The sequence below is a fragment of the Sphingomonas citri genome (assembly GCF_019429485.1).
In the GTDB taxonomy this organism is placed as follows: Bacteria; Pseudomonadota; Alphaproteobacteria; order Sphingomonadales; family Sphingomonadaceae; genus Sphingomonas; species Sphingomonas citri.
On the sequence record NZ_JAHXZN010000001.1, the window covers coordinates 865,614 to 891,149 of the forward strand.

General features: G+C 71.1%; 22 protein-coding genes. 10 read left to right on the top strand and 12 right to left on the bottom strand.

Annotation, left to right across the window (positions count from 1 at the left end):
- Positions 1-258: 258 nt before the first annotated feature.
- From KZ820_RS04190 to KZ820_RS04200, 3 genes are all read right to left on the bottom strand, one after another.
- Entirely contained in the window at positions 259-552 is a 294-nt protein-coding gene (locus KZ820_RS04190) for a hypothetical protein (RefSeq protein WP_219747381.1), read from the bottom strand.
- 72 nt (positions 553-624) lie between these two features.
- A complete protein-coding gene (locus tag KZ820_RS04195) occupies positions 625-1,407 on the bottom strand; it encodes a transglutaminase-like domain-containing protein (protein WP_219747382.1) in 783 nt (260 codons plus the stop codon).
- 105 nt (positions 1,408-1,512) lie between these two features.
- Positions 1,513-2,253, bottom strand: a complete 741-nt coding sequence (locus KZ820_RS04200) for a Bax inhibitor-1/YccA family protein (protein ID WP_219747383.1) — start codon at positions 2,251-2,253, stop codon at positions 1,513-1,515.
- Between the two features lie 122 nt (positions 2,254-2,375).
- On the opposite strand from KZ820_RS04200, the gene thpR reads away from it, so the two are divergent.
- A complete protein-coding gene (thpR, locus tag KZ820_RS04205; protein WP_219747384.1) occupies positions 2,376-2,921 on the top strand; it encodes an RNA 2',3'-cyclic phosphodiesterase in 546 nt (181 codons plus the stop codon).
- Positions 2,922-2,930: 9 nt separating this feature from the next.
- Here thpR and KZ820_RS04210 read toward each other — a convergent pair whose 3' ends face one another.
- The 4 genes from KZ820_RS04210 to KZ820_RS04225 form a co-directional block, all read right to left on the bottom strand.
- Positions 2,931-3,731, bottom strand: a complete 801-nt coding sequence (locus KZ820_RS04210; RefSeq protein WP_219747385.1) for a transglutaminase N-terminal domain-containing protein — start codon at positions 3,729-3,731, stop codon at positions 2,931-2,933.
- Positions 3,731-4,666 carry an alpha-E domain-containing protein gene (locus KZ820_RS04215; RefSeq protein ID WP_183929292.1) on the bottom strand — a complete coding sequence of 312 codons (936 nt, stop codon included), beginning with the start codon at positions 4,664-4,666 and terminating at the stop codon, positions 3,731-3,733. The genes KZ820_RS04210 and KZ820_RS04215 overlap by 1 nt, the downstream gene beginning before the upstream one ends.
- Entirely contained in the window at positions 4,666-6,168 is a 1,503-nt protein-coding gene (locus KZ820_RS04220) for a circularly permuted type 2 ATP-grasp protein (RefSeq protein ID WP_219747386.1), read from the bottom strand. Before KZ820_RS04220 ends, KZ820_RS04215 begins: the two co-directional genes overlap by 1 nt.
- 364 nt (positions 6,169-6,532) lie before the next feature.
- On the bottom strand, positions 6,533-8,557 hold the full coding sequence (locus KZ820_RS04225) for a protein-disulfide reductase DsbD family protein (RefSeq protein WP_219747387.1): 2,025 nt from the start codon (positions 8,555-8,557) through the stop codon (positions 6,533-6,535).
- Between the two features lie 49 nt (positions 8,558-8,606).
- On the opposite strand from KZ820_RS04225, the gene KZ820_RS04230 reads away from it, so the two are divergent.
- A complete protein-coding gene (locus KZ820_RS04230) occupies positions 8,607-10,250 on the top strand; it encodes an alkaline phosphatase family protein (RefSeq protein ID WP_219747388.1) in 1,644 nt (547 codons plus the stop codon).
- 78 nt (positions 10,251-10,328) lie between these two features.
- Here KZ820_RS04230 and cutA read toward each other — a convergent pair whose 3' ends face one another.
- From cutA to KZ820_RS04245, 3 genes are read right to left on the bottom strand one after another with little or no spacing between them, the layout of a single operon-like run.
- Complete coding sequence (gene cutA, locus KZ820_RS04235) at positions 10,329-10,643, bottom strand: divalent-cation tolerance protein CutA (protein WP_219747389.1); 315 nt, start codon at positions 10,641-10,643, stop codon at positions 10,329-10,331.
- Complete coding sequence (locus KZ820_RS04240) at positions 10,640-11,728, bottom strand: NAD(P)/FAD-dependent oxidoreductase (RefSeq protein WP_219747390.1); 1,089 nt, start codon at positions 11,726-11,728, stop codon at positions 10,640-10,642. The genes cutA and KZ820_RS04240 overlap by 4 nt, the downstream gene beginning before the upstream one ends.
- Positions 11,725-12,636 (bottom strand): alpha/beta fold hydrolase, encoded by a 912-nt coding sequence (locus tag KZ820_RS04245; protein ID WP_258047726.1) that lies wholly within the window; start codon positions 12,634-12,636, stop codon positions 11,725-11,727. The genes KZ820_RS04240 and KZ820_RS04245 overlap by 4 nt, the downstream gene beginning before the upstream one ends.
- A gap of 64 nt (positions 12,637-12,700) precedes the next feature.
- Between KZ820_RS04245 and KZ820_RS04250 the strand changes: the two genes are divergently transcribed.
- From KZ820_RS04250 to KZ820_RS04285, 8 genes are all read left to right on the top strand, one after another.
- Complete coding sequence (locus KZ820_RS04250; protein WP_219748095.1) at positions 12,701-13,177, top strand: A24 family peptidase; 477 nt, start codon at positions 12,701-12,703, stop codon at positions 13,175-13,177.
- A 49-nt stretch (positions 13,178-13,226) separates the two neighbouring features.
- Entirely contained in the window at positions 13,227-14,255 is a 1,029-nt protein-coding gene (cpaB, locus tag KZ820_RS04255; RefSeq protein WP_219747392.1) for a Flp pilus assembly protein CpaB, read from the top strand.
- Between the two features lies 1 nt (position 14,256).
- Complete coding sequence (locus KZ820_RS04260) at positions 14,257-16,008, top strand: type II and III secretion system protein family protein (protein ID WP_219747393.1); 1,752 nt, start codon at positions 14,257-14,259, stop codon at positions 16,006-16,008.
- An 11-nt stretch (positions 16,009-16,019) separates the two neighbouring features.
- Entirely contained in the window at positions 16,020-16,652 is a 633-nt protein-coding gene (locus tag KZ820_RS04265) for a CpaD family pilus assembly lipoprotein (RefSeq protein ID WP_219747394.1), read from the top strand.
- 1 nt (position 16,653) lies between these two features.
- A complete protein-coding gene (locus tag KZ820_RS04270; protein ID WP_219747395.1) occupies positions 16,654-17,931 on the top strand; it encodes a CpaE/TadZ family protein in 1,278 nt (425 codons plus the stop codon).
- Positions 17,932-17,959: 28 nt separating this feature from the next.
- On the top strand, positions 17,960-18,934 hold the full coding sequence (locus KZ820_RS04275; protein WP_219747396.1) for a type II secretion system F family protein: 975 nt from the start codon (positions 17,960-17,962) through the stop codon (positions 18,932-18,934).
- 1 nt (position 18,935) lies between these two features.
- A complete protein-coding gene (locus KZ820_RS04280) occupies positions 18,936-19,931 on the top strand; it encodes a type II secretion system F family protein (RefSeq protein WP_219747397.1) in 996 nt (331 codons plus the stop codon).
- 112 nt (positions 19,932-20,043) lie between these two features.
- Positions 20,044-20,511 carry a hypothetical protein gene (locus KZ820_RS04285; protein ID WP_219748175.1) on the top strand — a complete coding sequence of 156 codons (468 nt, stop codon included), beginning with the start codon at positions 20,044-20,046 and terminating at the stop codon, positions 20,509-20,511.
- Between the two features lie 167 nt (positions 20,512-20,678).
- Here the strand turns inward: KZ820_RS04285 and ppdK are convergent, their stop codons facing one another.
- Positions 20,679-23,345, bottom strand: a complete 2,667-nt coding sequence (ppdK, locus tag KZ820_RS04290; RefSeq protein ID WP_219747398.1) for a pyruvate, phosphate dikinase — start codon at positions 23,343-23,345, stop codon at positions 20,679-20,681.
- Between the two features lie 73 nt (positions 23,346-23,418).
- Positions 23,419-25,536, bottom strand: a complete 2,118-nt coding sequence (glyS, locus tag KZ820_RS04295; protein WP_219748097.1) for a glycine--tRNA ligase subunit beta — start codon at positions 25,534-25,536, stop codon at positions 23,419-23,421.

The following is a 25,536-nucleotide window of genomic DNA, read 5'->3' on the forward strand; positions in this document are numbered from 1 at the left end:
ATGCGACCAGCGGTTGTATCATGGTGGAAAAGACCCCTGGGACGCGACTTTCGAGCAACATAAGATTGCTCGGCGCGGGTACTCGAACTGGTGGTCAGGACGAGACGCCCGATGCACATGAGGGTCGAGGGTCAGCAGCGATACGCTAGGTGGGAGGCACATATACTATACGCGACCTCTCCACCCGGCGCGGAGCTAAGCCGAGCTGGCCATCGTCTACGCTCGGGCAGCGGCTCCTAGCTCACCCGCCCGCCACTATCACGCGTCGCGCTGACGCTCCGCTTCCTCGGCCTCGTCATACCCCGACGAGGGCGCAGGATCCTCGCGACCCGGCTGGGTCGCCGAGACGGGATCGGATGCGTCCATCGACTCGTCCAAACCTTGGTCGACCTTCGCGTCGGCGCTGTCGGGGTGCTTCTGCAGCCGCTTCTCGATCGAGCGATCCTGCCCGGCGTCCTGGCGCGGGTCCTTCGAGCCGCCGGCGTTGCCCGCCTCGGGCGCCACCGAGAGGCTGTCGAGCGCGCGGTCGTCGATCGGGCTCTGGTCGGTCATGTCTCTCTCCTGCGATGCTGGCAACAGTCTGACACGCCCAACGCCGCGCCCTGGGTGCGCGTTCCTGCGCGATCAATCCGCGATGCGCTCGACCCGCACGGTCTGCGTCCAAAGGTTGGCGGTGCCGAACACGGTCATGAAGGCGATGTCGGTGGCATCGCGGCCCACCGTCACCACCGCCATCTCGTCGGCGCGCGCCATGCCGGTGGCGTCGACGAGGTGCCAGCTGCCGTCGAGCCACAGTTCGGCGACCGCATGGAAATCGGGCGGGTCGACGCCGGGAGCATAGACCGCGACGCAGCGCGCCGGGATCTCGGCCGCGCGCGCCAGGGCGACGAGCAGGTGCGCATAGTCGCGGCAGACGCCCCGTCCCGACGCGAACGTCTCCATCGCCGTGGTGCGCGCGTCCGTGTCCGCGCCGTCGTAGCGGAGGTGCCCGCGCACGAAGTCTGTGAGCGCGAGCGCCAGCGCACCGCCGCTCAGCCCCTCGAAGCGACGACGAACGAGATGCTCGAACCGATCCGACTCACAATAGCGGCTCGGCAGCAGATACGGGATCGTCGCGGCGGGCAGCGACGTGACCGGAGTCGCGGGCAGCATCGCAAGGTCGAGCGCGGCACGCTCGATCGCGACGACCGCCTCGTAGCGCGCCACGAGCCGGCCCTTGCCCCGCGCCCAGCAGCGCTGCCCCACTCCCTCCTCGCCCGCGACCGCGCGGATCGGATGGTCCGACTCGATCACCAGCGCCTGCGTCTCGAGCCGCTGCGCGGGCAGCGCCGCGGCCTCGATCTGGAGCAGCACGTCAGCGGGTTCGGGGAAGCCATAGTCGAGCAGGACCTGAATCGAGAGGCGCATGGCTTGGGTCTCCGGCCCGCCACCGCGAACCCACGAGAGAAAGGGCCCGGCGGTCACCCGCCGAGCCCTTCCGTAAGGCCGCCGATCGAGGATCGGCTACGCGGCTCAGTCGCGATTGCCGCCGAACAGCCGCAGGATGAAGAGGAACATGTTGATGAAGTCGAGGTAGAGGCTCAACGCCGACATCACCACCGCCTTGCCAACCATCTCGGGGCCATGGCCCGCGACCTGGAAGTACAGGCTCTTGGTGCGCTGCGTGTCATAGGCGGTCAGGCCAGCGAACAGCAGCACGCCGACGATCGAGATCACCAGCCCGAGCGGGCCCGAGTTCACGAACAGGTTGATCAGGCTGGCCACGATCAGGCCGACCAGACCGATGATCAGGAACGCGCCGAACGCGGACAGGTCGCGCTTGGTGGTGTAGCCGTAGAGGCTCAGCGCGGCGAAGCCCGCCGCGGTTGCGGCGAACGCCTGCGCGATCGCGACCGGCGAGTAGACGAAAAAGATCGACGACAGCGACAGACCCATCGCCACCGCGAAGCCCCAGAACATCGCCTTGAGCGTCGAGGTCGTGAACTTGCCCTGGCCGAAGCTCATCGCGAAGACGAAGCCGAGCGGCAGCAGCGCGATCACCCAGCGCAGCGGCGACTGGAACGCGGCCTGGGCATAGCCCGAGAGCGCGAACGCCAGCGCGACGATGCCGGTGAGCAGCACGCCCGAGGCCATGTAATTGTAGACGGACAGCATGTACGACCGCAGCCCGGCGTCGAACGCCGCGTTGCGGGTGCCCGAAGCGGTTCCGCCGAACGCGGCGGCGGAGGGCCGGGGATCGGACCAGTTGGCCATTGTCTCAAAACTCCTTCACCCGGCACTCATGCCGGATGGCTCGAATATCGCCGCGCGCCGTTTCCTTTTCAAGGAACGGGCTCCCCGTTCCGACGACAGCAACCGTTCGTTACAGAGATTTCATGCACCGCCTGTTCGTCGCCTTGCGCCCCCCGCCGGCGATCCGCGCCGCGCTGCTCGCTGCCACGGGCGACGGCGCCGCGGGCGTGCGCTGGCAGCACGACGAGCAGCTTCACCTGACGCTGCGCTTCATCGGCGAAGTCGAACGGGTACAGGCGGAGGACGTCGCCGCGGCACTTGCCGGCGTTACCGCACCGGTGCCGACGGTACGGGTCGACGGCGTCGGCGCGTTCGACCAGCGCGGGCGGGTCGATACCTTATGGGCGCGGGTCGTGCCCGCCGAGCCGCTCGCCGCGCTCCACCGCAAGGTCGACCAGGCGCTGCGACGCGCCGCGGTGGCGCCCGACCAGCGTCGGTACCTGCCGCATATCACGCTCGCGCGGCTGGCCCGTCGCGGCGCCGATCCGGCCGCGGTGGCGCGCTGGACCGAGGCGCATGCGGCGCTCGCCACGCCCGACTTCCGGCTAGAACACCTGCTGCTGTACGAGAGCCACCTCACCGCCGCGGGTGCGCGCTACGAGGCGGTGGCGCGCTGGCCGTTGGGGTGAGCCGCCGCTCTACTCCTGCGCGCTGACCTGCACCTCGACCTCGAGGCACTCGCGCCCCTCGCCGAGCCGCGATCCCGCCACCGGGGACGAGCCCGTCGCATCCAGCGCGACCGCGACTCGGACGTGATGCTCCTCGGGCGACTCACCCAGTGTCGGGTCGAAGCCGACCCAGCCGAGATCGTCGACCCACGCCTCGGCCCAGCCGTGCGGCGTGGCGCGGCGGCCGTCCTGCAGGTCGCAATAGCCAGTAACATAGCGCGCCGGCACCGCCAGCGCGCGCGCCGCGGCGACGAACAGCTGCGCCAGGTCACGCGGAGTCGCGTTCGCGCGCGCGAAGGCGTCGGCCGCAGTGAGCCCCGGATCGGGGCGCTCCGACGAAACGGCGAAGCGCTCGTGCAGCGCGCGGTTGAGCGCGTGCAGCGCCGGGATCGGCGCGGCGCCACCGACCGCCGCGCGCGCGAAGTCCTCGATCGCCGCGTCCGCGGCCGTCGTCGGGGTCGCGCGCAGGTAGAGCGCAGGCGGCAACGGCTCGAACGTGCCGTGCAGCACGCCGCGCGACGTACTCGTCACCACCTCGCCCGCCACCGCGATCTCGATGCCGTCGAGCGGCCCCTCGGCGTAGAGCATCGTGGTGCGGTTGCCGAAGCCGTCGCGGTGCTCGCGCAATCGCGCGTCGCAGTCGACCGAGATATGCCACTCGGCGACGGTCTGGTCGTGGCTGTTGCGCGGCGTCATGCGCAGCAGCTGGACGATCCGCGCCTGCGGGGCGGTGAAGCGATAGCTCGTGCGATGCTCGATCGAGAGGCGCATCAGGCGAACTTGAACTGCCGGCCGATCGCGACGTGCAGATGCGCGTTCTCGGCGATCACGGCCTGGAGATGCTGGTGCAGCCCGGCGCTGATGACATCGCTGGTGCGCGTGCGCGCGATCCGCGCCGAGCGCGTGCGGGCCATCCGGTCCGCCTCGCCCTGGGTGCCGCTCGATCGCGCCAGCCCGGTGAGCGCGGTGACGGTCTCCTCGGTCGCGGCGGCGACGCTGCGCGGCAGCTCGCCGCGGCTGAGCAGCAGGTCGATCACGTTCGCCGGCGCGAGCCCGTCGCTGTAGAGCCAGCGGTAAGCCGTCACCGCCGACACCGTCTGGAGGATCGTGGTCCATTGATCACGGTCGACCGTGCCGCCGACAGGCTCGCCCGCGGGCAGCAGCAGATGGTATTTGACGTCCAGCAGCCGCGCGGTGTTGTCGGTGCGCTCCACCGCCTGGCCGAGCCGGATGAACAGCGTCGTCTGGTTGCGCAGCATCCGGTGGACCGCGCCCTCGAAGCCGCGCGTCTCCGCCTTGACCGAGTCGACCAGCGCCAGCGTCGTCGCGGGGTCGAGCCGCGCGACGCGCTGGTCGAACAGCAGCCAGGCGCCGTTGATCGCCTGCCACGCCTCGCGGCTGAGCGCGGTGCGCACCGCGCGGGCGTTGTCGCGCGCCATGCCGACGCAGCGCAGGATCGAGCCGGGGTGACCGGCGTCGGCGAGCAGAAAGCGCGCCACCTCCTCGCGGGTCAGCTCGCCGCCCACCGCGGCGAAGGCGGGCTCGGTCTCGGTCACCGCCAGCGCCGAGCGCCACGCGTCCTCGCCCGCGGGGCGGGTGGAGAGCACGTCAAGCCGCAGCGTCGCCTCGACCAGCCGCGCGATGAAGTCGGCACGCTCGACGTACCGCCCGAGCCAGTAGAGCGAGGCGGCGGTGCGGCTGAGCATCAGCCCTGCCCGCCGAGCGTCTGGGTCATGCCGCCCATGGTCTGGGTGCCGGGCGACTGCGACATCGTCGGCGCGCCGGGCATCAGCACGAAACTGTCCTTGGTGCCGCCGCCCTGCGAGGAATTGACCACCAGCGAGCCCTCACGCAGCGCGACCCGGGTCAGTCCGCCGGGCACGACCTGCACCCCGCGCGCGCCGCTCAGCACGAAGGGCCGGAAGTCGACGTGGCGCGGCGCCACCCCCTGCTCCACCAGCGTCGGCACGGTGGAGAGTGCCAGCGTCGGCTGCGCGATGTAACGGTGCGGCTCGGCCATCAGCGCGGCGCGGAAGCGCTCGATCTCGCTCTTGGACGCGGTCGGCCCGACCAGCATGCCGTAGCCGCCCGAGCCGTCGACCAGCTTGACCACCAGCTCGTCGAGATGGTCGAGCACGTAGCGCAGCGCCTCGGGCTCGCGGCAGCGCCACGTCTCGACGATCGGCAGCTTCGCCTCGCCGCCCGAGTAGAAGCGCACGATCTCGGGCATGTAGCTGTAGATCGCCTTGTCGTCGGCGATGCCGTTGCCGGGCGCGTTGATGATCGCGACGTTGCCGGCGGCGTAAGCGGCGATCAGCCCGGGCACGCCGAGCAGCGACTCGGGGCGGAACACCAGCGGATCGAGGAAGTCGTCGTCGACGCGGCGATAGATCACGTCCACCTTCACGCGCCCGGCGATCGTGCGCATGTAGACGAGATCATCGTCGACGACGAGGTCCGCCGCCTCGACCAGCTCGATCCCCATCGAGTCGGCGAGGAAGCTGTGCTCGTAATAGGCGGAGTTGTAGTGGCCCGGCGTCAGCAACACGCAATTGGGATGCTGCCCGCTGCCGCGCGGCGCGACCGACTTCATCGTCTCGAGCAGCATGTCGGGGTAGCTGTCGACCGCGGCGACGCGGAACTTGGCGAACAGCTCGGGGCACAGCCGCACCATCGCCTCGCGGTTCTCGAGCATGTAGCTCACCCCCGAAGGCGTCCGCGCATTGTCCTCGAGCACGTAGAACTGATCCGGCCCGGTGCGCACCAGGTCGATGCCGCAGATATGCGCCCAGACGTCGTGCGGCGGGCGGATGCCGGCGATCTCGGGGCGGAACTGCGGGTTGCCGAGGATCAGGTCGGCGGGAAGCACGCCTTCCTTGAGGATGCGGCGCTCGCCGTAGATGTCGACCAGGAAGGCGTTGATCGCCTCGACTCGCTGCACCAGCCCCTCGGACAGGCGCGCCCATTCGTCGGCGAGGAAGACGCGCGGCACGATGTCGAACGGGATGATGCGCTCGCTCGCCTCGCTCTCGCCATAGACCGCGAAGGTGATGCCGAGCTGGCGGAAGGTGACCTCGGCGGAGCGCTGGCGGCGGCGCAGCTCGTCGGACGGCGTCTCGTCGAGCCAGCGACACAGGTCCGCCAGCTCGGGGCGGGCACCGTCGCGATCGGCCGCCCCCATGATCTCGTCGAACGCCGCTGTCCCCATCTACCCCCGTCAACTCACGAGCCGAGATTTCGACCCATGCTGGCGAAGTTGGTTGCGCTGCACAAGCGGGTGGAGCGATTTTGGATCAATGGGCTCCGTGTACGACACGCCGCGCTCCTGCGGACGCGAGACCGTTGCGAACGTCGCGCGACGCTCCTCCTCTTCCGTCATCCCGGACTTGGTCCGGGATCCACTCCTCCGCAAGAACAGCGCGACGTGAGTGTGCGGCACGGTGGATCCCGGACCAAGTCCGGGATGACGGAGGGGTTTTACAAGGTCTCGCGAACACAGGAGCCCAGAACCGAAGGGGTCGACCGGTGTGGCGCTGGGTTCCTGCGTGAGCAGGAACACAGGCGTGGCCGGCTCAGCGCTCCGTGGGCAGCGCGGCGAGCATCCCGCTGGTGAGCACCTGGGGCAGCACACGCGGTGCGCCGGCACCCGGCTTGTACCAGAGGTAGAGCGGCACGCCGGCCCGGTTGTGCGCCTCGATGAAGCGGCCGAGCACCGGGTCGCCGTCGGTCCAGTCGCCGACCAGCACCGCCACCTTGCTTTGCTTGAACGCGGCGGCGGTGGTGGCGGTCTCGATCGCGGCCTTCTCGTTGACCTTGCAGGTGAGGCACCAGTCGGCGGTGAAATAGGTGAAGACCGGCCTGCCCTCGGCACGCAGCGCGGCGAGTCGCGCCTCGCTGAACGGCTCCGCGCCGGGCAGCCCCGCCACGGCGCTGGCGCCGCTCGCCGCCGGCCGCACCAGCGCGACGCCGCCGAGCGCGAGCAGCAGCGCGACGCCGGCGGGCCACCAGGCCGCGCCGCGCCCGGCGTGCTGGCGCAGCCCGGTCCACCACAGGCCCACCGCGGCGAGCAGCGTCGCGGCGAGGCCGAGCGTCATCCCGTCCACCCCGGCCTGGCGGCCCAGCACCCAGGCGAGCGCGAGCGCGGTCAGCCACATCGGCAGGGACAGGATCCGCCGCAGCCGCGTCATCCACGCGCCTGGCCGCGGCAGCCGGGCGCGCAGCGCGGGCACGAAGCCGATCAGCAGGAAGGGCAAGGCGATCCCCAGCCCCAGCCCGGCGAACACCGCCAGCGCCGCCGCGGCGGGCAGCACCAGCGCGGCGCCGAGCGCGGCCCCCATGAACGGCCCGGTGCACGGCGTCGCCACGAACGCCGCCAGCGCGCCGGTCGCGAACGCCCCCGCCGCCCCGCTCTTGGCGGCGAACCGCGGCGTCGGCAGCTCGAACAGCCCGGCGAGGTTGAGCGCGATCGCGGTGACGAGCAGCAGCAGCGCGCCGATCACGCGCGGGTCCTGCAGCTGGAACGCCCAGCCCGCGCTCGATCCCGCCGCGCGCAGCGCCAGCAGCCCCGCGCCGAGCCCGACGCACACCAGCAGCACGCCCGCGGTATAGGCTAGAGCCTCGCGCCGCGCGTGCGCCGCGCTCTCGCCCGAGCGGGCGAGGCCGAGCGCCTTGAGGCTGAGGATCGGGAAGACGCAGGGCATCACGTTGAGCAGCAGCCCGCCCAGCACCGCGCCGGCGAAGGCGACGAGCGCGGTGGCGAGCATGGCGTCGCCGCCGCGCGGTGCCGCGACCGCGCCGGGCCGAGCGCTGAGCGCCAGCCCGCCGCCGTCGCCGGTGGCGAGCACGCCCGCGATCTCGCCCGTCGCCGGCTCGGCCGCGGCCTTGGTCTCCACCGTCAGCGTGTCGCCGTCGCGCGTGACCGTCTGCGGCGCGGCATAGTCGATCGCGCCGCCGCTCGCCGGATAGAACCACACGCCGCTCGCGGGCGCGTCTGCGGGAAAGGGGACCGCCAGCCGGAAGCGGTCACCGGCGCGCTGCCACGTCGCGGGCGTGGAGAGCGGGCGCGGGAGCGCGCGGCGCCAGCCGTCGAAGGCGGCGCGACGCGCGGGATCGATCGCACCGTCCCCTACCGTCAGGTCGAGCGTGAGCGTCTGCGTCTCGGGGACGCAGATCTCCGCGGTGCAGACGAGATAGTCGAGCTTGGCGACGAGCGGCAGCCGCGTGCCCGGCGCCAGCTCCACGGGCAGGCGGAGCGTCGTCAGCAGCGCCCAGGGCCTCTCGTAGACATAGTTCATCAGCCCCGCGATCAGCAGGCGCGACGGCACCGGATAGTCGAGCTCACCGGCGCGCGCGCCGGCGGGCAGCGTCCAGGTCACGCGAGTCGGCACGCCCGCGTCGCCGGGGTTGCGCCAATAGCCGTGCCATCCAGGCTGCGGCACGGCGGCGAACGCCAGCGCCACCTCACTGCCGGCGGCGGGCCGGTCGCTCTCCGCCACCAGCGTCAGCGCGACGTGGCGCGCGGGCTGCGCGAGCGCGCCGCTCCCGACCAGCAGTGTCACGAGGATGAAAAGCGCCGCGCGCACAGCTTGCCTGACCATCGGACGCGGACCATAGCCGCGGTCGCTCCCGCATGCATCAAGGTTGGCCATGAAATCGCTCCTCCTCGCCCTGCTCGCCACCGCCGCCGCGGTTCCCGCGACCGCGCAGACCGCGGCGCCCGTCTCGTCGGCGACCGCCGCGGCGCCGCGCACGCCGCCCAAGCTGATCGTGGCGATCTCGGTCGACCAGTTCTCCGCCGACCTGTTCGCGCAATATCGCAACCATTTCACCGACGGCATGGCGCGGCTGCTGACCGGCGCGGTGTTCCCCTCGGGCTATCAGAGCCACGCCGCGACCGAGACCTGCCCGGGCCACTCGACCATCCTGACCGGCATGCGGCCGGCGCATACCGGGATCATCGCCAACAATTGGCTCGACCAGAAGGTCGGCCGCGCCGACAAGACGGTCTATTGCGCCGAGGACGAGCGCGCCGGCGACGACCACGAACATTACACGCCCTCCGATCTCCACCTGAAGGTGCCGACGCTCGGCGACATGATGAAGCGTGCCGACCCGCGGTCGCGCGTCGTGGCGGTGGCGGGCAAGGACCGGGCCGCGATCATGATGGGCGGCCACACCACCGACCAGGTCTGGTTCTGGGGCGGCCAGAAGTTCATCTCGCTGGCGGGGCGGCAGGAGCCGGCGGTGGTCACCCGCGCCAACGCCGCGGTGGGTGCGCTGCTCGCCAAGCCGCAGGAGGCGCTGCCGCTGCCGGGCTATTGCAAGACGCTGTCGCGCCCGATCGCGGTCGGCGGCCAGACGCTCGGCACCGGGCGGTTCGAGCGCGCCGCGGGCGACGCCAAGGCGTTCCGCGCCTCGCCCGCGCTCGACGGCGCGGTGTTCGCGCTCGCCGCGGCGATGATCGAGGACATGAAGCTCGGCCACGGCCCCGCCACCGACCTGATCGCGGTCGGTGCCTCGGCGACCGACTATGTCGGCCACTCGCTCGGCACGCAGGGATCGGAGATGTGCATCCAGATGGCGCAGCTCGACGAGTCGATCGGCGGCTTCCTCGCGGAGCTCGATCGTACCGGCATCGACTATGAGGTGGTGCTCACCGCCGATCACGGCGCGCACGACATGACCGAGCGTCAGCAGCAGCGCGCGATGCCGATGGAGCAGCATGTCGCGCCCGAGACGTCGGCGACGACGATCGGCGCCGCGATCGGGCGCGACCTCGGCGTTGCCGGCCCGGTGCTGCTCGGGCCGGAGGGCGACGTCTATGTCGCCGAATCGGTGCCCGCGGCGAAGCGCGCGCAGGTGCTGGGCGAAGCCAAGAAGCGCTTCCTCGCGCAGCCGCAGGTCGCCGCCGCCTTCACGCGCGACGAGCTCGCCGCCACCCGCATGGCGACCACTCCGCCCGAGACCTGGACGCTGATCGAGCGCGCGCGCGCCTCGTTCGATCCGGAGCGCTCGGGCGACCTGACCGTGCTGCTGCGCCCGCGCGTTACCACGATCAAGGCGCCTGGACCGGGCTATGTCGAGACCCATGGCAGCCCGTGGGACTATGATCGCCGCGTGCCGATCCTGTTCTGGCGCAAGGGGATGGCCGGGTTCGAGCAGCCGCTGTCGGTGGAGACGGTCGACATCGCGCCGACGCTGGCGGCGACGATCGGCCTGCCCGTGAGCGGACTCGACGGCCGCTGCCTCGACCTCGATGCGGGTGCGGGCGACACCTGCCCCGCGGGGTGAGCTTCGCGGGTGGGCGGCCGCCCAGCTCCTCCCGCGGGCGTCTATGGCTTCGTAGGTCGGCAACCTTCACCAGCGGCCTCACCCCACTTCGTCCTCCAGCCACGCGAGGTAGTCCAGCCCCGCCGCGACGATCGGCTGCGCCAGGATCTCGGGCACGGCGTAGCTGTGCAGCTCGCGGATGCACGACGCGACCGCGTCGTAGCGGCGCGACAGCGTCTTGGCGGTGAGCAGTACCTCGTCGTCGCGCTGCGTCTCGCCCTCCCAGCGGTAGACGCTCTCCACCGCGCTGAGCTGGACGCACGCGGCGAGGCGGCGATCGACCAGCGCGTTGGCGATGGTCCGCGCCTGATCGCGCCCGGCGCAAGCGCAGCTGATCGTGATCGCCCCGCTCATCGCGCCAACCGCTCCGGGGCGTAGCGCGCCACGTCGATCGTCGAAGGCGGCGTTTCCCCGAGCAGCAGCGCGGCGCCGACCGCCGCGGCCGCGGGCGCGGTCTGGATGCCGAAGCCGCCCTGCCCCGCGAACCAGAAGAAGCCGGGCTCGGCGAAGCCATAGACCGGCAGCCGGTCGGGCGCGAACGAGCGAAGCCCCGCCCAGCTGCGCTCGACGCGGCGCACGCGCCAGTCGATCGCTGCCTCGAAACGGTCGATCGCCACCGCCACGTCGAGCTCCTCCGCGGCGACGTCGTGGGGCACCACCGGGTGCTCGTCGTGCGGGCTGAGCCACAGCCGCCCGCCCGCCTCGGGCTTGAAGTAGAAGCCGCCGCCGGCATGGATCACGAACGGCGTGGCCGCGGGCACCGGCGGGTCGGTGGCAAGCTGCGCGACGGTGCGGCGGTACGGCCGGATGTCGAGCGGTCGCGCGCCGGCGAGATGCGCGACCGGATCGGCCCAGGCGCCGGCGGCATCGACCAGGATCGCCGCCCGCGCCGCGCGCCCGTCGGCCAGCGTCAGCCGCCAGCCGGCGCCGCCCCGCTCCGCCGCGGCGAGCCGCGCCGTGGTCAGCAGCGTCGTCCCCGCGCGCTTCGCCGCACCGAGGTAATCGCCGTGGAGCCGCGCCGCGTCGATATAGGCGCAGCTCGGCTCGCGCACGCCGAGCGACCAGTCGTCGCGCAGTCCGGGCACGAGCGCGCGCGGGTCAACCGCGGTGAGTTCGACGCTGCTGCCCGCGAACTCGGCGAGCAGCGCGTCGATCGCGCGCGCGTCCTCGGCGCGGCCGACATGGACCGCGCCGAGCGGGTCGAGATAGCCGCCCGCGCGCAGCGCCCTCTCCGACGCGGTGGTGAGCGGCTGGATCGCGGGGCCACCGTAGGTCTCCGACCAGAAAGCGGCGGAGCGACCGGTGGCATGATAGCCCGGCTGATCCTCGCCCTCGAGCAGCAGGACACGCGCCCGATCGCCGATCGCCGCGGCGAGGCTCGCCCCGGCGATGCCCGCGCCGACGATGGCGATGTCGGCGGTGAGAACGTCCGCGCTCACGCGGCATGCTCGGCGAGGAAGGAGTCGATCGCGTCGAGCGCGCGATCACGCACCGCATCGCGCTCGCGCAGCAGCTCGTGCGCCGCGCCGTCGCCGAAGCGCACCAGCGTGGCGCGCCGCAGCCTTGCCGCCACGCGACGGGCCGCGCGCGCATCGACCAGCCGATCGCCCTCCGCCACCAGCAGCAGCACCGGCACGTCGAGCTTCGCCAGCGCCGGGTCCTGACGTAGCCGCGCGGTCGCGGCGAAGGCCTCGTCGAGCCACGCCCAGCTCGGCGGACCGAGCCGCAGCGTAGGGTCGTGCTCATACCACCAGGCCTCGTCGGCATACCTCTGGGCGTCGCCGGTGAGCAGCCGCTGACGCGCGGCGAAACCGGGACGCTCACTCTTCCACGCCGCGCGCGCGGGATCGCCGCGCCGCCGCATCAGATGCGCGACTCGCCCGCCGAGCCACGCGCCCACCGGCGAGGCGAGCCCGAGCATCGGCGCCACCAGCACCGCCGCGCGCGGCTGGATCGCGTCGTCGAGCAGCGACCGCAGCGCGAGATAGCCGCCCATCGAGTGGCCGACGATCACGTGCGGCCCCGGCATCGCCGTGACCCAGTCGCACCACTGTTCAGCGAGGTCGGTCAGCCAGGGTGCGAAATCGTCGCAATGGCCGACCTGCGCGTCGGCGCACAGCCGCCCGGAGCCGCCCTGCCCGCGCCAGTCGAATGCCGCGACGCTCCATCCCTGCGCGTGCCAGTGAGCGAACGACTCAAGATATTTCTCGAAAACGTCGGCGCGTCCGGTCTGGAAGAGGATCGTACCGCGCCCACCGCCGGGCCACTCGAAGCGGCGCAGCGGCCAGCCGTCCGCGGCGCGCGCGGTGGCGACTCGCGCCTCGGCGGGGATCAGGCGGCGGTTCATGGGCTCCAGCATCATCCCGATCATGGTTACGGTTTCTCAAACCCTGTCGTCTAGCACCGCCGATATGGGTCAAACTCTCCTCGCCTGGCTGCTCCCCGCGATCATGGGGGCGCTGCTGCTCTCCGCCGGCGTGGAGGACGCGCGCGTGCGCGAGATCGCCAATTGGAAGAACGCGGCGATCGCACTGCTCGCGCCGGTCTGGTGGTGCGTGATCGGACTCTCTCCCTGGCCCGAGATGGCGCTGCAACTCGGCGTCGCGCTCGTGGTGTTCGCGCTGTTTATCGGCGCCTTCGCGATTGGGCAGATGGGTGGCGGCGACGTCAAGCTGATCGGCGCGCTGGCGCTGTGGCTGCCGCCGATGCGCCTGCTCGACACGCTGCTGGTGATGTCGGTGCTGGGCGGCGTGCTCACGCTCGTCTTCGTGATCGAGCGCCGTTGGAAGCCGAGCGAAGCCGCGGTCGAGGTGCCGTACGGCGTCGCGATCGCGGTGGCCGGGCTGATCACGTTAGCCGAACCGCTTCTTAACCAATTTCGCCCATAATTTACGTCAAGTTGGCGCCGGCTGGCGCACTCAGAGGATGCTCTCCCCGATGGACAGTCGCAAGCTCATCATGCTGGTCGGCGCGCTGGTGGTCGCAGTGGTGACCGCGGTGGCGGCGCGAACCCTGGTCGCCGGCGCCGCGGCACCCGAGGCGGCCGCGGTCGCCGCACCGGCCGCCCCCGTGGTCGACGGCCCCGAGGTGCTCGTCGCCACGCGCGCCCTGCCCGTCGGCACCATCCTCGACGCCACCGCGCTGAAGTTCCAGCCTTGGCCCAAGGAGCTGGTCGAAAACGCCTATTTCCAGAAGGACCAGACCGATCTGGCCAAGTTGCTCGGCACGGTCGTGCGGCTGCCGGTCACCGCCGGCCAGCCGGTGACGCAGGGCCAGCTGGTCAAGCCCGGCGACCGCGGCTTCCTCGCCGCCGCGCTCGGCGCGGGCATGCGCGCCGTCACCGTGCCGGTGTCGGCGCAGACCTCGGTCGCGGGCTTCGTCTTCCCGGGCGACCATATCGACCTGATCCTCACCCAGTCGGTCGACGGCGGCGGCGACGGCCCTCCGCTCAAGGCGAGCGAGACGGTGATCCGCAACCTGCGCGTGCTCGCCACCGACCAGCGCACCGGCGACCAGAAGGACGCGAACGGCAACACGGTCGTGCAGACCTTCTCCAACGTCACCGTCGAGGCGACGCCGAAGATCGCCGAGCAGATCGCGGTGGCGCAGACGATCGGCACGCTGTCGCTGTCGCTGCGCTCGATCGCGGACAATGCCTCCGAGCTCGACCAGGCGATCGCCTCGGGCGCGATCAGCCCCGGCGACGCCAAGGACCCCAAGGCCGAGGAGGCGATGCTCAGCCGCCTCGCCAACACGCCGCAGGCGGGCGACAGCACCTATGCGGTCGGTGCCGACGTGTCGCGCTTCCAGCGCCGCACCGTGCCCGCCAAGACGGCCGCGCCGGCCGGGCCGGTCGTCCCCGGCGCCCCGATCGTCGCCGGCGTCGCGCCGTCGCCTGCCACGCCGATGGTGCGCATCGCGCGCGGCAACAACGTCACCGAAGTCTCCGTCGCAGGGAAGAACTGAGATGCGCCTCCACTCCCTCCTCGCGCGCGGTGTCGCGCTGGCCGCGCTGGCCGGCGTCGCGCTGCCCCCGGCAGGCGCCGCTCCCGCGACCCGCCGCACCGTCTCCGCCAGTGCGGCAGCGACCGGTCGTCCGGCGCGCGCCGGCCTGCCCCCCGTCGGCGTCACCAAGCCGACGGTCGAGAAATGGTTCTCGATCGGCGAGGGCGAGCTGATCACGCTGCCCTCGACCGTCAGCGAGGTGTGGACCTCCAACCCCGAGACGGCCGACGTCTATGTCGCCAACCCGCGGCAGATTCACCTGTTCGGCAAGGCGTTCGGCGAGTCGACGGTGTTCGCGACCGATCGCAGCGGCGCCGTGGTGTTCTCGGCGAGCGTCCATGTCGCGCAGAACGCGACCTCGATCGATCGCATGATGAAGGCGGCGATGCCGGGCGCGGACATCCACGTCACCCAGGTCGGCCAGATCGCCGTGCTCAACGGCACCGTCGACTCGCCCGCCGATGCCGAGCAGGCGCAGCGGCTGGTGGCAGGGCTGCTCAACCCGGGCGTCGACGTGAGCGCGGACAACGCGGTGCTGAAGATCGGCGTGGTCAACCGGCTGCGTACCGCGACGCCGCTGCAGGTCAACCTGCAGGTCAAGTTCGCCGAGGTGAGCCGCTCGTTCCTGAAGAACTTCGGCAACAACTTCATCACCCGCGACAAGAGCGGCGGCTTCACCTTCGTCGGTCAGTCGGGGCGCAACCCGGGCAGCATCTCCGACCTGGACACGTCCAACCTGCCGACGCTGGACGCCTCGTCGCTCTACGGCCTTCCCGCGGGCTCGATCTCGCTGCCGTTCGACCCGGTCAAGCGCCAGTTCGTCACCGGCGGCACGCAGTTCAGCACGACCAAGGACAACAGCGGCACGCGCACGACCCTGGGCCTCGCCGGACGCCTGCTCGGCATGGACGTGCTGTCCGCGATCGACCTCGGCGAGACGATGGGCCAGGTGACGACGCTCGCCAACCCGAACCTCACCGCGCTCTCGGGCGAGACCGGCACCTTCCTGGCAGGCGGCGAGATCCCGATCCCGGTAAGCCAGGCGCTCGGCACCACCACGATCGAGTACAAGCAGTTCGGCGTCAGCCTCGCCTACACGCCGACGGTGATGTCCGACGGGCGCATCTCGCTGCGCGTCCGCCCGGAGGTTTCGCAGCTCGACTATGCCAACGCCGTGACGGTCGGCAGCGGTCGCGTCCCGGCGCTCACCACGCGACGCGCCGAGACGACGGTGGAGCTCGGCTCGGGCCAGAGCTTCATGATCGCGGGCCTGATGCAGAACACGCACAACAACACGTACGACAAGACGCCGGGCATCGCCGACCTGCCGGTGATCGGCGCCTTGTTCAAGTCGAACGGTTTCCAGCGCAACGAGACCGAGCTGGTGATCGTGATCACGCCGTATCTGGTGAAGCCAGTGAACGGCAACGACATCAAGCTGCCGACCGACAGCTATCGTGCGCCCAGCGATCTGGAGCGCGTGTTCGTCGGTTCGCTGGAGGGCGGCAACCGCGCCGCCGATCGGCCCAAGCCGGTGATGCAGGCGCCGACCCCCGCGGCCGCCCCGACGGTCGGCGCGGTCGCGCCTGCCCCGGTCCTCCCGAGCCCGGCGCCCGCCCCCGCCACACCGACCGAGGCCCCCGCCGACCGCAAGGCGGTCAAGCCGTCGAACCGCAAGGCCGCGACGCCCGCGCCCGGCTTCTCGATCAACTGAGGTCCCAGACGATGCTTCACCGCCCGCTCCTCCTCGCCGCGCTCGCGCTCGCGGTGCCGCTCGCCGGCTGCAACAGCTATCGCGGCGTCGAATCGATCCACCAGCCGGTGGTGTCGCGCAGCGACTATGCGCTCGACGTGCAGTCGACCGCAGACGGTCTTGCCCCGGGTGAGCCGGAGCGGCTGCGCGGCTGGCTCGACGCGCTGCGCCTGGGCTATGGCGACACCGTCGCGCTGGATCAGGGCGGCGCCGAGAACGGCGGCGCGCGCGCCGATGTTGCCGCCATCGCCGGTCGCTACGGCCTGCGCCTCGCCGCGGCGGCGCCGATCGCCGGCGCCGCGGTCGCGCCAGGAACCGTCCGGGTGACGGTGAGCCGCACCACCGCGGCGGTGACGAGCTGCACCCCGCAGAGCAACCGCGGCCTCCTCAACTTCGACTCGCACACCAGCGGCAATTACGGCTGCGCCGTCAACGGCAATCTCGCCGCGATGGTGGCCAACCCGAGCGATCTGGTGCGCGGCGTCGCCGACAGCGGCGGCTATGACAACGTGACCGGTGGCAAGGCCATCGCGGCGAACCGCCGCGCCGCGCAGACGGGCGGCGGTGGCGCCACGGTGAAATCCGAGTCGACGGGAGGCAAGTGAGATGAACGCACCCTGGAAGCCCGGTGTCGCCGGCAGCCGCGCGCCCTTCCTGGCTTTCGCCTGCGACGACGGCTCGGTCGAGGCGCTGCGCCCGATCGCAGCCGAGCTGGGTTGGCCGACCGAGAACGTCTACAAGGGCGGACTGCGCAACGCGGTGCAGACGCTCTCGGTGACGTCGAGCCCGCACGTGCTGTTCGTCGACCTCGCCGAGTCGAGCGATCCGCTGGGCGACATCAACGGTCTCGCCGAGGTATGCGAGCCCGGCACGATCGTGATCGCAGCCGGTCAGGTCAACGATGTCCGGCTGTACCGCGACCTGCTCGCCAGCGGCATCCAGGACTATCTGCTCAAGCCGCTGCATCCCGACGCGGTGCGTGACGCGCTCGGCCAGGCGCAGGCGATGCTCAACGCGCCCAAGCCGGTCGAGGTCTCGCTCGATCGCCCGCACTGCTCGGTGGCGGTGATCGGCAGTCGCGGCGGCGCGGGTGCCTCCACCATCGCCACTTCGCTGGCATGGCTGATGAGCGAGCGCGGCAAGCGCGCCACCGCCCTGCTCGACCTCGACGTGCATTTCGGCACCGGCGCGCTCGCGCTCGACCTCGAGCCCGGCCGCGGCCTCACCGACGCCATCGAGAATCCCAGCCGCATCGACGGCCTGTTCATCGAGCGCGCGATGGTACGCGCGTCGGACAAACTGTCAGTGCTCTCGGCCGAGGCGCCGATCAGCGCGCCGGTGATCACCGACGGGGCCGCCTTCTACCAGCTACAGGAGGAGATGCGCGCCGCCTTCGAGGCGACCATGATCGACCTGCCGCGATCGATGCTCGTGCAGCACCCGCACCTGCTCGCCGACGTCAACGCCGCGGTACTGGTCACCGAGCTGACCCTCGCCTCGGCACGCGACTCGATCCGGCTGCTGTCGTACCTGCGCAGCAACGCGCCACAGGTGCAGGTGACGGTACTCGCCAATCGCGTCCACGCCGGCGCGCAGCCCGAGATCTCGCGCAAGGACTTCGAGGGTTCGATCGAGCGCAAGATCGACCTGATGGTCCCCTTCGACCAGAAGCTGGCGGCGCAGGCGGCCAAGCTGGGCAAGCCGTTCGCCGAGGCGGGCAAGGCGAGCAAGACGGTCGCGCCGCTCGCGGATCTGGCCGACCAGCTGCTGCGCAGCGCCGATGACGGCCAGATGCCGTCGGGGGCGCCGCGCGGCGGGTCACTACTGTCCAAATTCGCCGATCTCAAGGGGCTGATCCCCAAGAAGGCAGCGAAGGCCAAGTGACCGCCCGCCCGATCACACCGGAGCCGCCATGCCGATCCTGCCCTTGATCCTGCTGTTCGCGGGCGCCGCGCTGACGCTGCTGCTGCTCGTCACCGCGCTCGCCGGGCCGTCGACGAACAAGGCGACGACGCGCCGACTCGCCGCGCTGCGCGAGCGCCACACCGCCTCGCCGACCAACGCCATAGAGGCGCAGATGCGCCGCATTACCGGCAAGAGCGCGACCCGCGCCGATCTCGCCGCGATGCGGCTGCTGCCCAACGTGGCGCAGCTGCAGAAGCGGCTGTCGATGACGGGGAAAAGCTGGACGGTCGGCCAATATGGCGGAGCCACGGTCGGCGTCGCCGTCGTGGTGGCGCTGCTGCTGCTGCTCAAGAGCATGCCGCTGCTGCTGGCGCTGTTCATCGGTGCCGCCATGGGCGGTCTTGTGCCACATCTCGCGGTCGGCATGCTCATCAAGCGCCGCATCAACGCTTTCACCGCGAAGTTTCCCGACGCGATCGAGCTGCTGGTGCGCGGTCTGCGCTCGGGCCTGCCGATCTCGGAGACGATGCAGGTGGTCGGCGCCGAAGTGCCGGGACCGGTCGGCGACGAGTTCCGCTCGGTCTCCGACAAGATGAAGATCGGCCGCTCGATGGACGTGGCCTTGCAGGAGACCGCGGACAGGCTCGGGACGCCCGAGTTCCAGTTCTTCGTCATCACCATCGCGATCCAGCGCGAGACCGGCGGCAACCTCGCCGAGACGCTGCAGAACCTCGCCACGGTGCTCCGCCAGCGCGGGCAGATGAAGCTGAAGATCAAGGCGATGTCGTCCGAGTCCAAGGCCTCGGCCTATATCGTGGGCTCCCTGCCCTTCCTTGTCTTCGGCGTGATCTACATGATCAATGCGCCCTACATGCTGAACTTCTTCGTCGATCCCCGGCTGATGGTGGCGGGCGGTGGCGGGCTGATCTGGATGGGGATCGGCGCCTTCATCATGGCCAAGATGGTGAGCTTCGAGATCTGATATGGAACCTGCGCACGCCACCTTCTTCGGCATCGACGTGGTCTGGGCCGCGACCTTGCTCTCCGGCATCGCCGCCGCGGCGGTGTTCGTCGCGATCTACGCCGCGCTCGGCGTCCGCGACCCGATGACCAAGCGCGTCCGCGTGCTCAACGATCGGCGCGAGCAGCTCAAGGCGGGCATCACGGCCTCGACGAGCAAGCGCCGCGCCAAGCTCGTCCAGAAGAACGAGGCCGCCGACCGGATGCGCAGCTTCCTGTCGTCGCTGCGCGTGCTGCAGGACGAGCAGCTCAAGGCCGCGCAGCACAAGCTGATGCAGGCCGGCATCCGTAAGAAAGAATGGGCAGTCGCGGTCATCTTCGGCCGGCTGGTGCTGCCGATCGTCTTCGGCGGGCTGATGATCGTCTACGTCTACCTGCTCGACGCCTTCCCCGACTGGAGCCCGCTCAAGCGCTACGGCCTCGTCGCCTCGACGCTGGTGCTCGCCTACAAGGCGCCCGACCTGTTCCTGAAGAACAAGATCAACAAGCGCAGCGACGCGATCCGCAAGGGCCTGCCCGACGCGCTGGACCTGCTGGTGATCTGCGCCGAGGCGGGCCTCACGGTCGACGCCGCCTTCCACCGCGTCTCGCGCGAGCTCGGCAAGGCCTATCCCGAGCTGGGCGAGGAGTTCGCGCTCACCGCGATCGAGCTGGGCTTCCTCACCGATCGCCGCCACGCGTTCGAGAATCTCGCGATGCGGGTCGATCTGGACGCGGTGCGCGGTGTGGTGACGACGATGATCCAGACCGAGAAATACGGCACGCCGCTGGCCAGCGCGCTGCGCGTGCTGTCGGCCGAGTTCCGCAACGAGCGGATGATGCGCGCCGAGGAGAAGGCCGCGCGGCTGCCCGCGATCATGACGGTGCCGCTGATCCTGTTCATCCTGCCGGTGCTGTTCGTCGTCATCCTCGGTCCCGCGGCCTGCTCGCTCAACGACTCCTTCATCAACGCCAAGTGATCTGACGCGGTGTTCCGGTGCGATCGAGTGCGCCGGAACACCGCCTCGGCGCCGGTCGTTGCTATGACGTTATGGAGGCGCCGTGGGTGTCTCCGGCGGCAGGGAGGATGCCATGCTGTTCACGACGTCGACGCAATATATCGCGCTCGCGGTGGCACTGATCGCGGGCTGGCTGTTCGGGCTGGCGAGCCATCCGGGTGGGCGGAAGTGGAAGACGCGCTACGCCGCCGAGCGTGATGCGCACGCGGCCACCACCAGGCGCGTAGCGGAGCTGGAGCGCGATCACGGTCGCCTAGCCGAACTGGAGCGCGACAACGCGCGGATCGGCGAGCTTGAGCGGGAGAACGCCCGCATCGCCGAGCTGGAGCGCGAGAACGAGCGGCTGCGCGCGACCCCGCCCATGGTGGAAGAGCGCCTTGTCCGCGACGAGCGCCCGATCCTGGGCGACCGGCCTGGCTACGACGAGCGCGTCGTGCGCGACGAGCGAGCTTTCCGCGACGAGCGCAACTATCGCGACGAGAGCGTGGTGCCGCGCTCGTCCGCGGCACCGGCGCACCCGACCGATCGCCGGATCATCTGAGCCGCCGTACCGACTTTTAGCCGGAATCCATGCTTCCGCAGAAGCAACACCCGGTGCCCATGCGGCCCGATTGATCCCGGCTCGAGGCCGGGATCACAGGAGAGATTGTCAGGCGCGTTGGGCCGGACCCCTCTCCGCGCTAGCCTCTCGCCTGATCGTAGGGGGCGCTACCGCACCGCGAGCGCCGCCTGCGCGGCCGCTAAACGCGCGATCGGCACGCGGTACGGTGAGGCCGAGACGTAATCCAACCCGACCTGTTCGCAGAAGGCGATCGACGCCGGATCGCCGCCATGTTCGCCGCAGATGCCGAGCTTGATCCCCGGCCGGGTCGCGCGCCCGCGCTCGGCCGCCAACGCGACCAGCTCGCCCACCCCCTCGACGTCGAGGCTGACGAACGGGTCGCGCGCGTAGATCCCCTGCTCCACGTACGCGCCGAGGAAGCGCGCCGCGTCGTCGCGGCTCACCCCCAGGGTCGTCTGGGTCAGGTCGTTGGTGCCGAAGGAGAAGAACTCGCCGCTCTCGGCGATCTCGCCGGCCTTGAGCGCGGCGCGGGGCAGCTCGATCATCGTGCCGACCAGATACTCCACCCGCCGCCCGCGCTCGGCGAACACCGCCTCGGCGGCGCGGTCGACCACCGCCTTCATGAGGTCGAGTTCGCGCTTGGTCGCGACCAGTGGGATCATCACCTCAGGGATCGGGGCTTCCCCGCTCTTCTCCGCTACGTCGAGCGCGGCCTCGAAGATCGCGTGCGCCTGAGTCTCGTATATCTCGGGATAGGTCACCCCGAGCCGGCAGCCGCGGTGCCCCAGCATCGGGTTGAACTCGTGCAGCTCGGCGGCGCGGCGCCGGAGCACGTCCACCGCCACCCCGGCCGCCTGGGCGACCTCGGCGAACTCCTTCTCCTCGTGCGGCAGGAACTCGTGGAGCGGCGGGTCGAGCAGCCGCACCGTGACCGGCAGCCCGGCCATCACCTGGAAGATCGCGGTGAAGTCGGCGCGCTGCGCGGGAAGCAGTTTATCCAGCGCGGCGCGACGGCCGCGCTCGTCGCTCGCCAGGATCATCTGGCGCACCGCCGTGATGCGGTCGCTCTCGAAGAACATATGCTCGGTGCGGCACAGCCCGACGCCCTCGGCGCCGAAGTCGCGTGCGGTGCGGCAATCCGCCGGCGTCTCGGCGTTGGCGCGCACCTTGAGGCGGCGCACCGTATCCGCCCATTCCATCAGCGTGCCGAAGTCGCCCGCCAGCTCGGGCTGGATCGTCGCCACCTCGCCCGCCATCACCTCGCCGGTGGCGCCGTCGATCGTCAGCACGTCGCCCTCGCGCAGCTCGCGCCCGCCGACGCGCGCCACCTTGGCGCGCGCGTCGATCGACAGCGCGCCCGCGCCCGAGACGCACGGCCGCCCCATGCCGCGCGCCACCACCGCGGCATGGCTGGTCATCCCGCCGCGCGCGGTGAGGATGCCCTTGGCGGCGTGCATGCCGTGGATATCCTCGGGGCTGGTCTCGGTGCGCAGCAGGATCACCGCGCGCCCGTCGGCGGCCCAGCGCTCGGCGGTGTCGGCGTCGAACACCGCCGCGCCCGAGGCGGCACCCGGCGAGGCGGGCAGCCCCTTCGTCAGCACGTCGCGCGCCGCGGCGGGGTCGAGCGTCGGGTGGAGCAGCTGATCGAGCGCGGACGGGTCGACGCGCGCGATCGCCTCCTCGCGCGTGATCAGCCCCTCCTCCGCCATGTCGACCGCGATCTTCAGCGCGGCCTTGGCGGTGCGCTTGCCCGACCGCGTCTGGAGCATCCACAGCACGCCCTGCTGCACCGTGAACTCGATGTCCTGCATGTCGCGGTAGTGCGTCTCGAGCGTGTCGAACACGCGCGCCAGCTCGGCGTAGACCGCGGGCAGCGCCTCCTCCATCGACAGCGGCTTGGCCCCCGCCCGCTCGCGCGCCGCGCGGGTGAGGTATTGCGGCGTGCGGATCCCTGCGACGACGTCCTCGCCCTGCGCGTTGATGAGGAACTCGCCGTAGTAAGCGCGCTCGCCGGTCGAGGGATCGCGCGTGAAGGCGACGCCGGTGGCGCTGGTGTCGCCCATGTTGCCGAACACCATCGCCTGGACGTTCACCGCGGTGCCCCAGTCGCCCGGGATGTGGTTGAGCCGTCGGTACACTTTGGCGCGATCCGACTGCCACGAACCGAACACCGCGCCCACCGCGCCCCACAATTGATCGTGGACGTCCTGCGGGAAGGCGCGGCCCCACAGCTGCTCGACCAGCTGCTTGTACTCGGCGACCAGCCCGCGCAGGTCGTCGGCGGACAGCTCGGTGTCGAGCGTGTAGCCGCGGTCCTCCTTGGCGATCTCGAGCGCTTCCTCGAACGCGCCGTGATCGAGCTCGAGCACCACGTCGGCGTACATCTGGATGAAGCGGCGATAGCTGTCCCAGGCGAAGCGCGCGTCACCGCTCGCCGCCGCCAGCCCCTCGACCGTGGCGTCGTTGAGCCCGAGGTTGAGGACGGTGTCCATCATCCCCGGCATCGACACGCGCGCGCCCGAGCGGACCGAGACGAGCAGCGGGTCGGCCGCGTCGCCGAAGCGTCGGCCGGTGACGCCCTCGATATGCGCGATGCCCGCTGCCACCTCGGCGCGCAGCGAGTCGGGGAAGCGTTCGCCCTCCTCATAGTAACGCGCACACATCGCGGTGGAGATGGTGAAGCCCGGCGGCACCGGCAGGCCGATCGAGGCCATCTCGGCGAGGTTGGCGCCCTTGCCGCCGAGCCGGTTCTTGTCGCCCGCCTTGCCCTCCGACACCCCGCCGCCGAAGCGATAGACGTACTGCTCGGTCATGCTTCCAAGTCCTTGTTTCGGCGAGGGCGGACGCGCGAATGTTGAGTAAGTTGAGTCGCTGGCGCGGTGCGGCTCAACCTTCGATCTTGGCGAAATCGGCGACCTCGTGGACCGCGGCGCGGACGCGCGCGAGCAGCGTCAGCCGCGCCGCGCGCTTCGCCGGATCGGGGTCGTTGACGGTCACAGTGTCAAAGAAGGCGTCGATCGGGGCGCGGAGCGTCGCGAGAGCGGCCATCGCACCCTCGAAGTCCTCGCGCGCGACCGCGTCGGCGGCGGCGGGCTCGGCCGAGTCGAGCGCGGCGATCAGCGCGGCTTCGTCCTTTTCGGGCGTGTAGGACAGGGTCTCGTGCCGCTGCGCCGGTGCGGTGTCGGTGATGCCTTCCTTCTTGAGGATGTTGGCGGCGCGCTTGTAACCCGCGAGGAGGTTGGCGCCGTCCTCGGTGTCGACGAACGACTGGAGCGCACGCACCCGTGCGAGCAGCCGGACGAGATCGTCCTCGCTACCGAGCGCGAACACCGCGTCGATGAGGTCGTGACGCACGCCGGCCTCGCGCTGCTGCACCTTGAGGCGGTCGGCGAAGAAGTCGAGGACGTCGCGCGACACGACATGGCCGAGCGGGAAGCGCAGACCGTTGTCGATGATCAGCGCGATCACGCCCAGTGCCGAACGGCGCAGCGCGAACGGGTCCTTGGAGCCGCTCGGGCGAAGGTCGGCGCCGAAGAACTGAGTGATGCTGTCGAGCTTGTCGGCGAGGCTCACCGCCACCGTCACCGGCGCGGTCGGCACGTCGTCGCCCTGCCCGACCGGCTTGTAATGGTCGCGCACCGCTTCCGCGACCGCGGCCGGCTCGCCCTGCGCCGCGGCGTAATAGCCTCCCATCCGCCCTTGAAGCTCGGGAAACTCGCCGACCATGCCGGTGACGAGGTCGGCCTTGGCGAGCCTGGCGGCGCGATACGCCTGCTCCGCCAACTCCGCGTCACCCCGGCGCAGGCCGGGGTCCAGTTGCGCGCGTTCCGTTGCTGGACCCCGGCCTTCGCCGGGGTGACGGGAAGCGGCATCGCCCGAGCCGCCGACGATACCCTCTTCCACCAGCCAGCGCGCCAGCTTGGCCACCCGCCCCACCTTGTCAGCGACCGTGCCGAGCTTCTCATGGAACACGATCTTGCCGAGCTTCTCCGCCTGCTGCTCGAGCGGCACCTTGAGATCGGTCTCGTAGAAGAAACGCGCGTCGCTCAGCCGCGCCGCCAGCACCTTGCGGTTGCCGTCGACGATCCGCGCGCCGCCGTCGCTCGCGGCGATGTTGGCCGTGCAGACGAACGCGTCCGCGAGCCGCCCGTCAGCGTCGCGGCACACGAAATACTTCTGGTTCACGCGCGCGGTGAGCTGGATCACCTCGGGCGGCACGTCGAGGAAGGCCGGGTCGAAGCGGCCGAGCAGCGGCACCGGCCATTCGGTGAGCCCGGCATTCTCCGCCACCAGCCCCTCGTCCTCGACCAGCACCAGCCCCGCCTCGGCCGCCAGCGCGGCGGCGCGGTCGCGGATCAGCGCGGCGCGCTCGTCCTGGTCGACGATGACGTGGCAGGCGCGCAGCTTCTCGACATAGTCCGCCGCCGAGCCGATCGTGATCGCGCCGGGATGGTGGAAGCGGTGGCCTAGCGTCGCCGCGCCGCTCTCCACGCCGGCGATCGACACCGGCACGACCTCCTCGCCGAACAAAGCGACGATGCCATGGAGCGGGCGGACCCAGCGCAGGCTCTCGGTCGAGCGCGACTCCGCGCCCCAGCGCATCGACTTGGGCCAGGGGAAGGCGCGGATCACCGCCGCGACCGCCTCGGCGAGCACGTCGGGAGTGGCACGGCCGGGCTTCTCGCTCACCGCGTAGAGCACGCCGTCGCGCTCGCTGAGCTGCTCGCGGGCGAGCCCGGTCTTGCGCAGGAAGCCCTCGAGCGCCTGCGGTGGAGCGGAGGTGCGCGGGCCCTTGATCTCCTCCGAGACGGCGGCAGTCGCCTCGGGCAGGCCGCGCGCGATCAGCGCGAGCCGGCGCGGCGTGGCGTAGGTGACCGTCTCTGTCGCGGCGAGCCCGGCGCGCGCGAGCTCGGCGGCGAACAGGCGGGCGAGGTCCTCGCGCGCCTTCGCCTGCATGCGGGCGGGGATCTCCTCCGAGCGGAGTTCGAGCAGGAAGTCGGTCAT

Coding starts and splice junctions, on each gene's coding strand:
- KZ820_RS04190 (WP_219747381.1), bottom strand. CDS start 552: ATGACCGACCAGAGCCCGATCGACGACCGCGCGCTCGACAGCCTCTCG.
- KZ820_RS04195 (WP_219747382.1), bottom strand. CDS start 1,407: ATGCGCCTCTCGATTCAGGTCCTGCTCGACTATGGCTTCCCCGAACCC.
- KZ820_RS04200 (WP_219747383.1), bottom strand. CDS start 2,253: ATGGCCAACTGGTCCGATCCCCGGCCCTCCGCCGCCGCGTTCGGCGGA.
- thpR (WP_219747384.1), top strand. CDS start 2,376: ATGCACCGCCTGTTCGTCGCCTTGCGCCCCCCGCCGGCGATCCGCGCC.
- KZ820_RS04210 (WP_219747385.1), bottom strand. CDS start 3,731: ATGCGCCTCTCGATCGAGCATCGCACGAGCTATCGCTTCACCGCCCCG.
- KZ820_RS04215 (WP_183929292.1), bottom strand. CDS start 4,666: ATGCTCAGCCGCACCGCCGCCTCGCTCTACTGGCTCGGGCGGTACGTC.
- KZ820_RS04220 (WP_219747386.1), bottom strand. CDS start 6,168: ATGGGGACAGCGGCGTTCGACGAGATCATGGGGGCGGCCGATCGCGAC.
- KZ820_RS04225 (WP_219747387.1), bottom strand. CDS start 8,557: ATGGTCAGGCAAGCTGTGCGCGCGGCGCTTTTCATCCTCGTGACACTG.
- KZ820_RS04230 (WP_219747388.1), top strand. CDS start 8,607: ATGAAATCGCTCCTCCTCGCCCTGCTCGCCACCGCCGCCGCGGTTCCC.
- cutA (WP_219747389.1), bottom strand. CDS start 10,643: ATGAGCGGGGCGATCACGATCAGCTGCGCTTGCGCCGGGCGCGATCAG.
- KZ820_RS04245 (WP_258047726.1), bottom strand. CDS start 12,636: ATGAACCGCCGCCTGATCCCCGCCGAGGCGCGAGTCGCCACCGCGCGC.
- KZ820_RS04250 (WP_219748095.1), top strand. CDS start 12,701: ATGGGTCAAACTCTCCTCGCCTGGCTGCTCCCCGCGATCATGGGGGCG.
- cpaB (WP_219747392.1), top strand. CDS start 13,227: ATGGACAGTCGCAAGCTCATCATGCTGGTCGGCGCGCTGGTGGTCGCA.
- KZ820_RS04260 (WP_219747393.1), top strand. CDS start 14,257: ATGCGCCTCCACTCCCTCCTCGCGCGCGGTGTCGCGCTGGCCGCGCTG.
- KZ820_RS04265 (WP_219747394.1), top strand. CDS start 16,020: ATGCTTCACCGCCCGCTCCTCCTCGCCGCGCTCGCGCTCGCGGTGCCG.
- KZ820_RS04270 (WP_219747395.1), top strand. CDS start 16,654: ATGAACGCACCCTGGAAGCCCGGTGTCGCCGGCAGCCGCGCGCCCTTC.
- KZ820_RS04275 (WP_219747396.1), top strand. CDS start 17,960: ATGCCGATCCTGCCCTTGATCCTGCTGTTCGCGGGCGCCGCGCTGACG.
- KZ820_RS04280 (WP_219747397.1), top strand. CDS start 18,936: ATGGAACCTGCGCACGCCACCTTCTTCGGCATCGACGTGGTCTGGGCC.
- KZ820_RS04285 (WP_219748175.1), top strand. CDS start 20,044: ATGCTGTTCACGACGTCGACGCAATATATCGCGCTCGCGGTGGCACTG.
- ppdK (WP_219747398.1), bottom strand. CDS start 23,345: ATGACCGAGCAGTACGTCTATCGCTTCGGCGGCGGGGTGTCGGAGGGC.
- glyS (WP_219748097.1), bottom strand. CDS start 25,536: ATGACCGACTTCCTGCTCGAACTCCGCTCGGAGGAGATCCCCGCCCGC.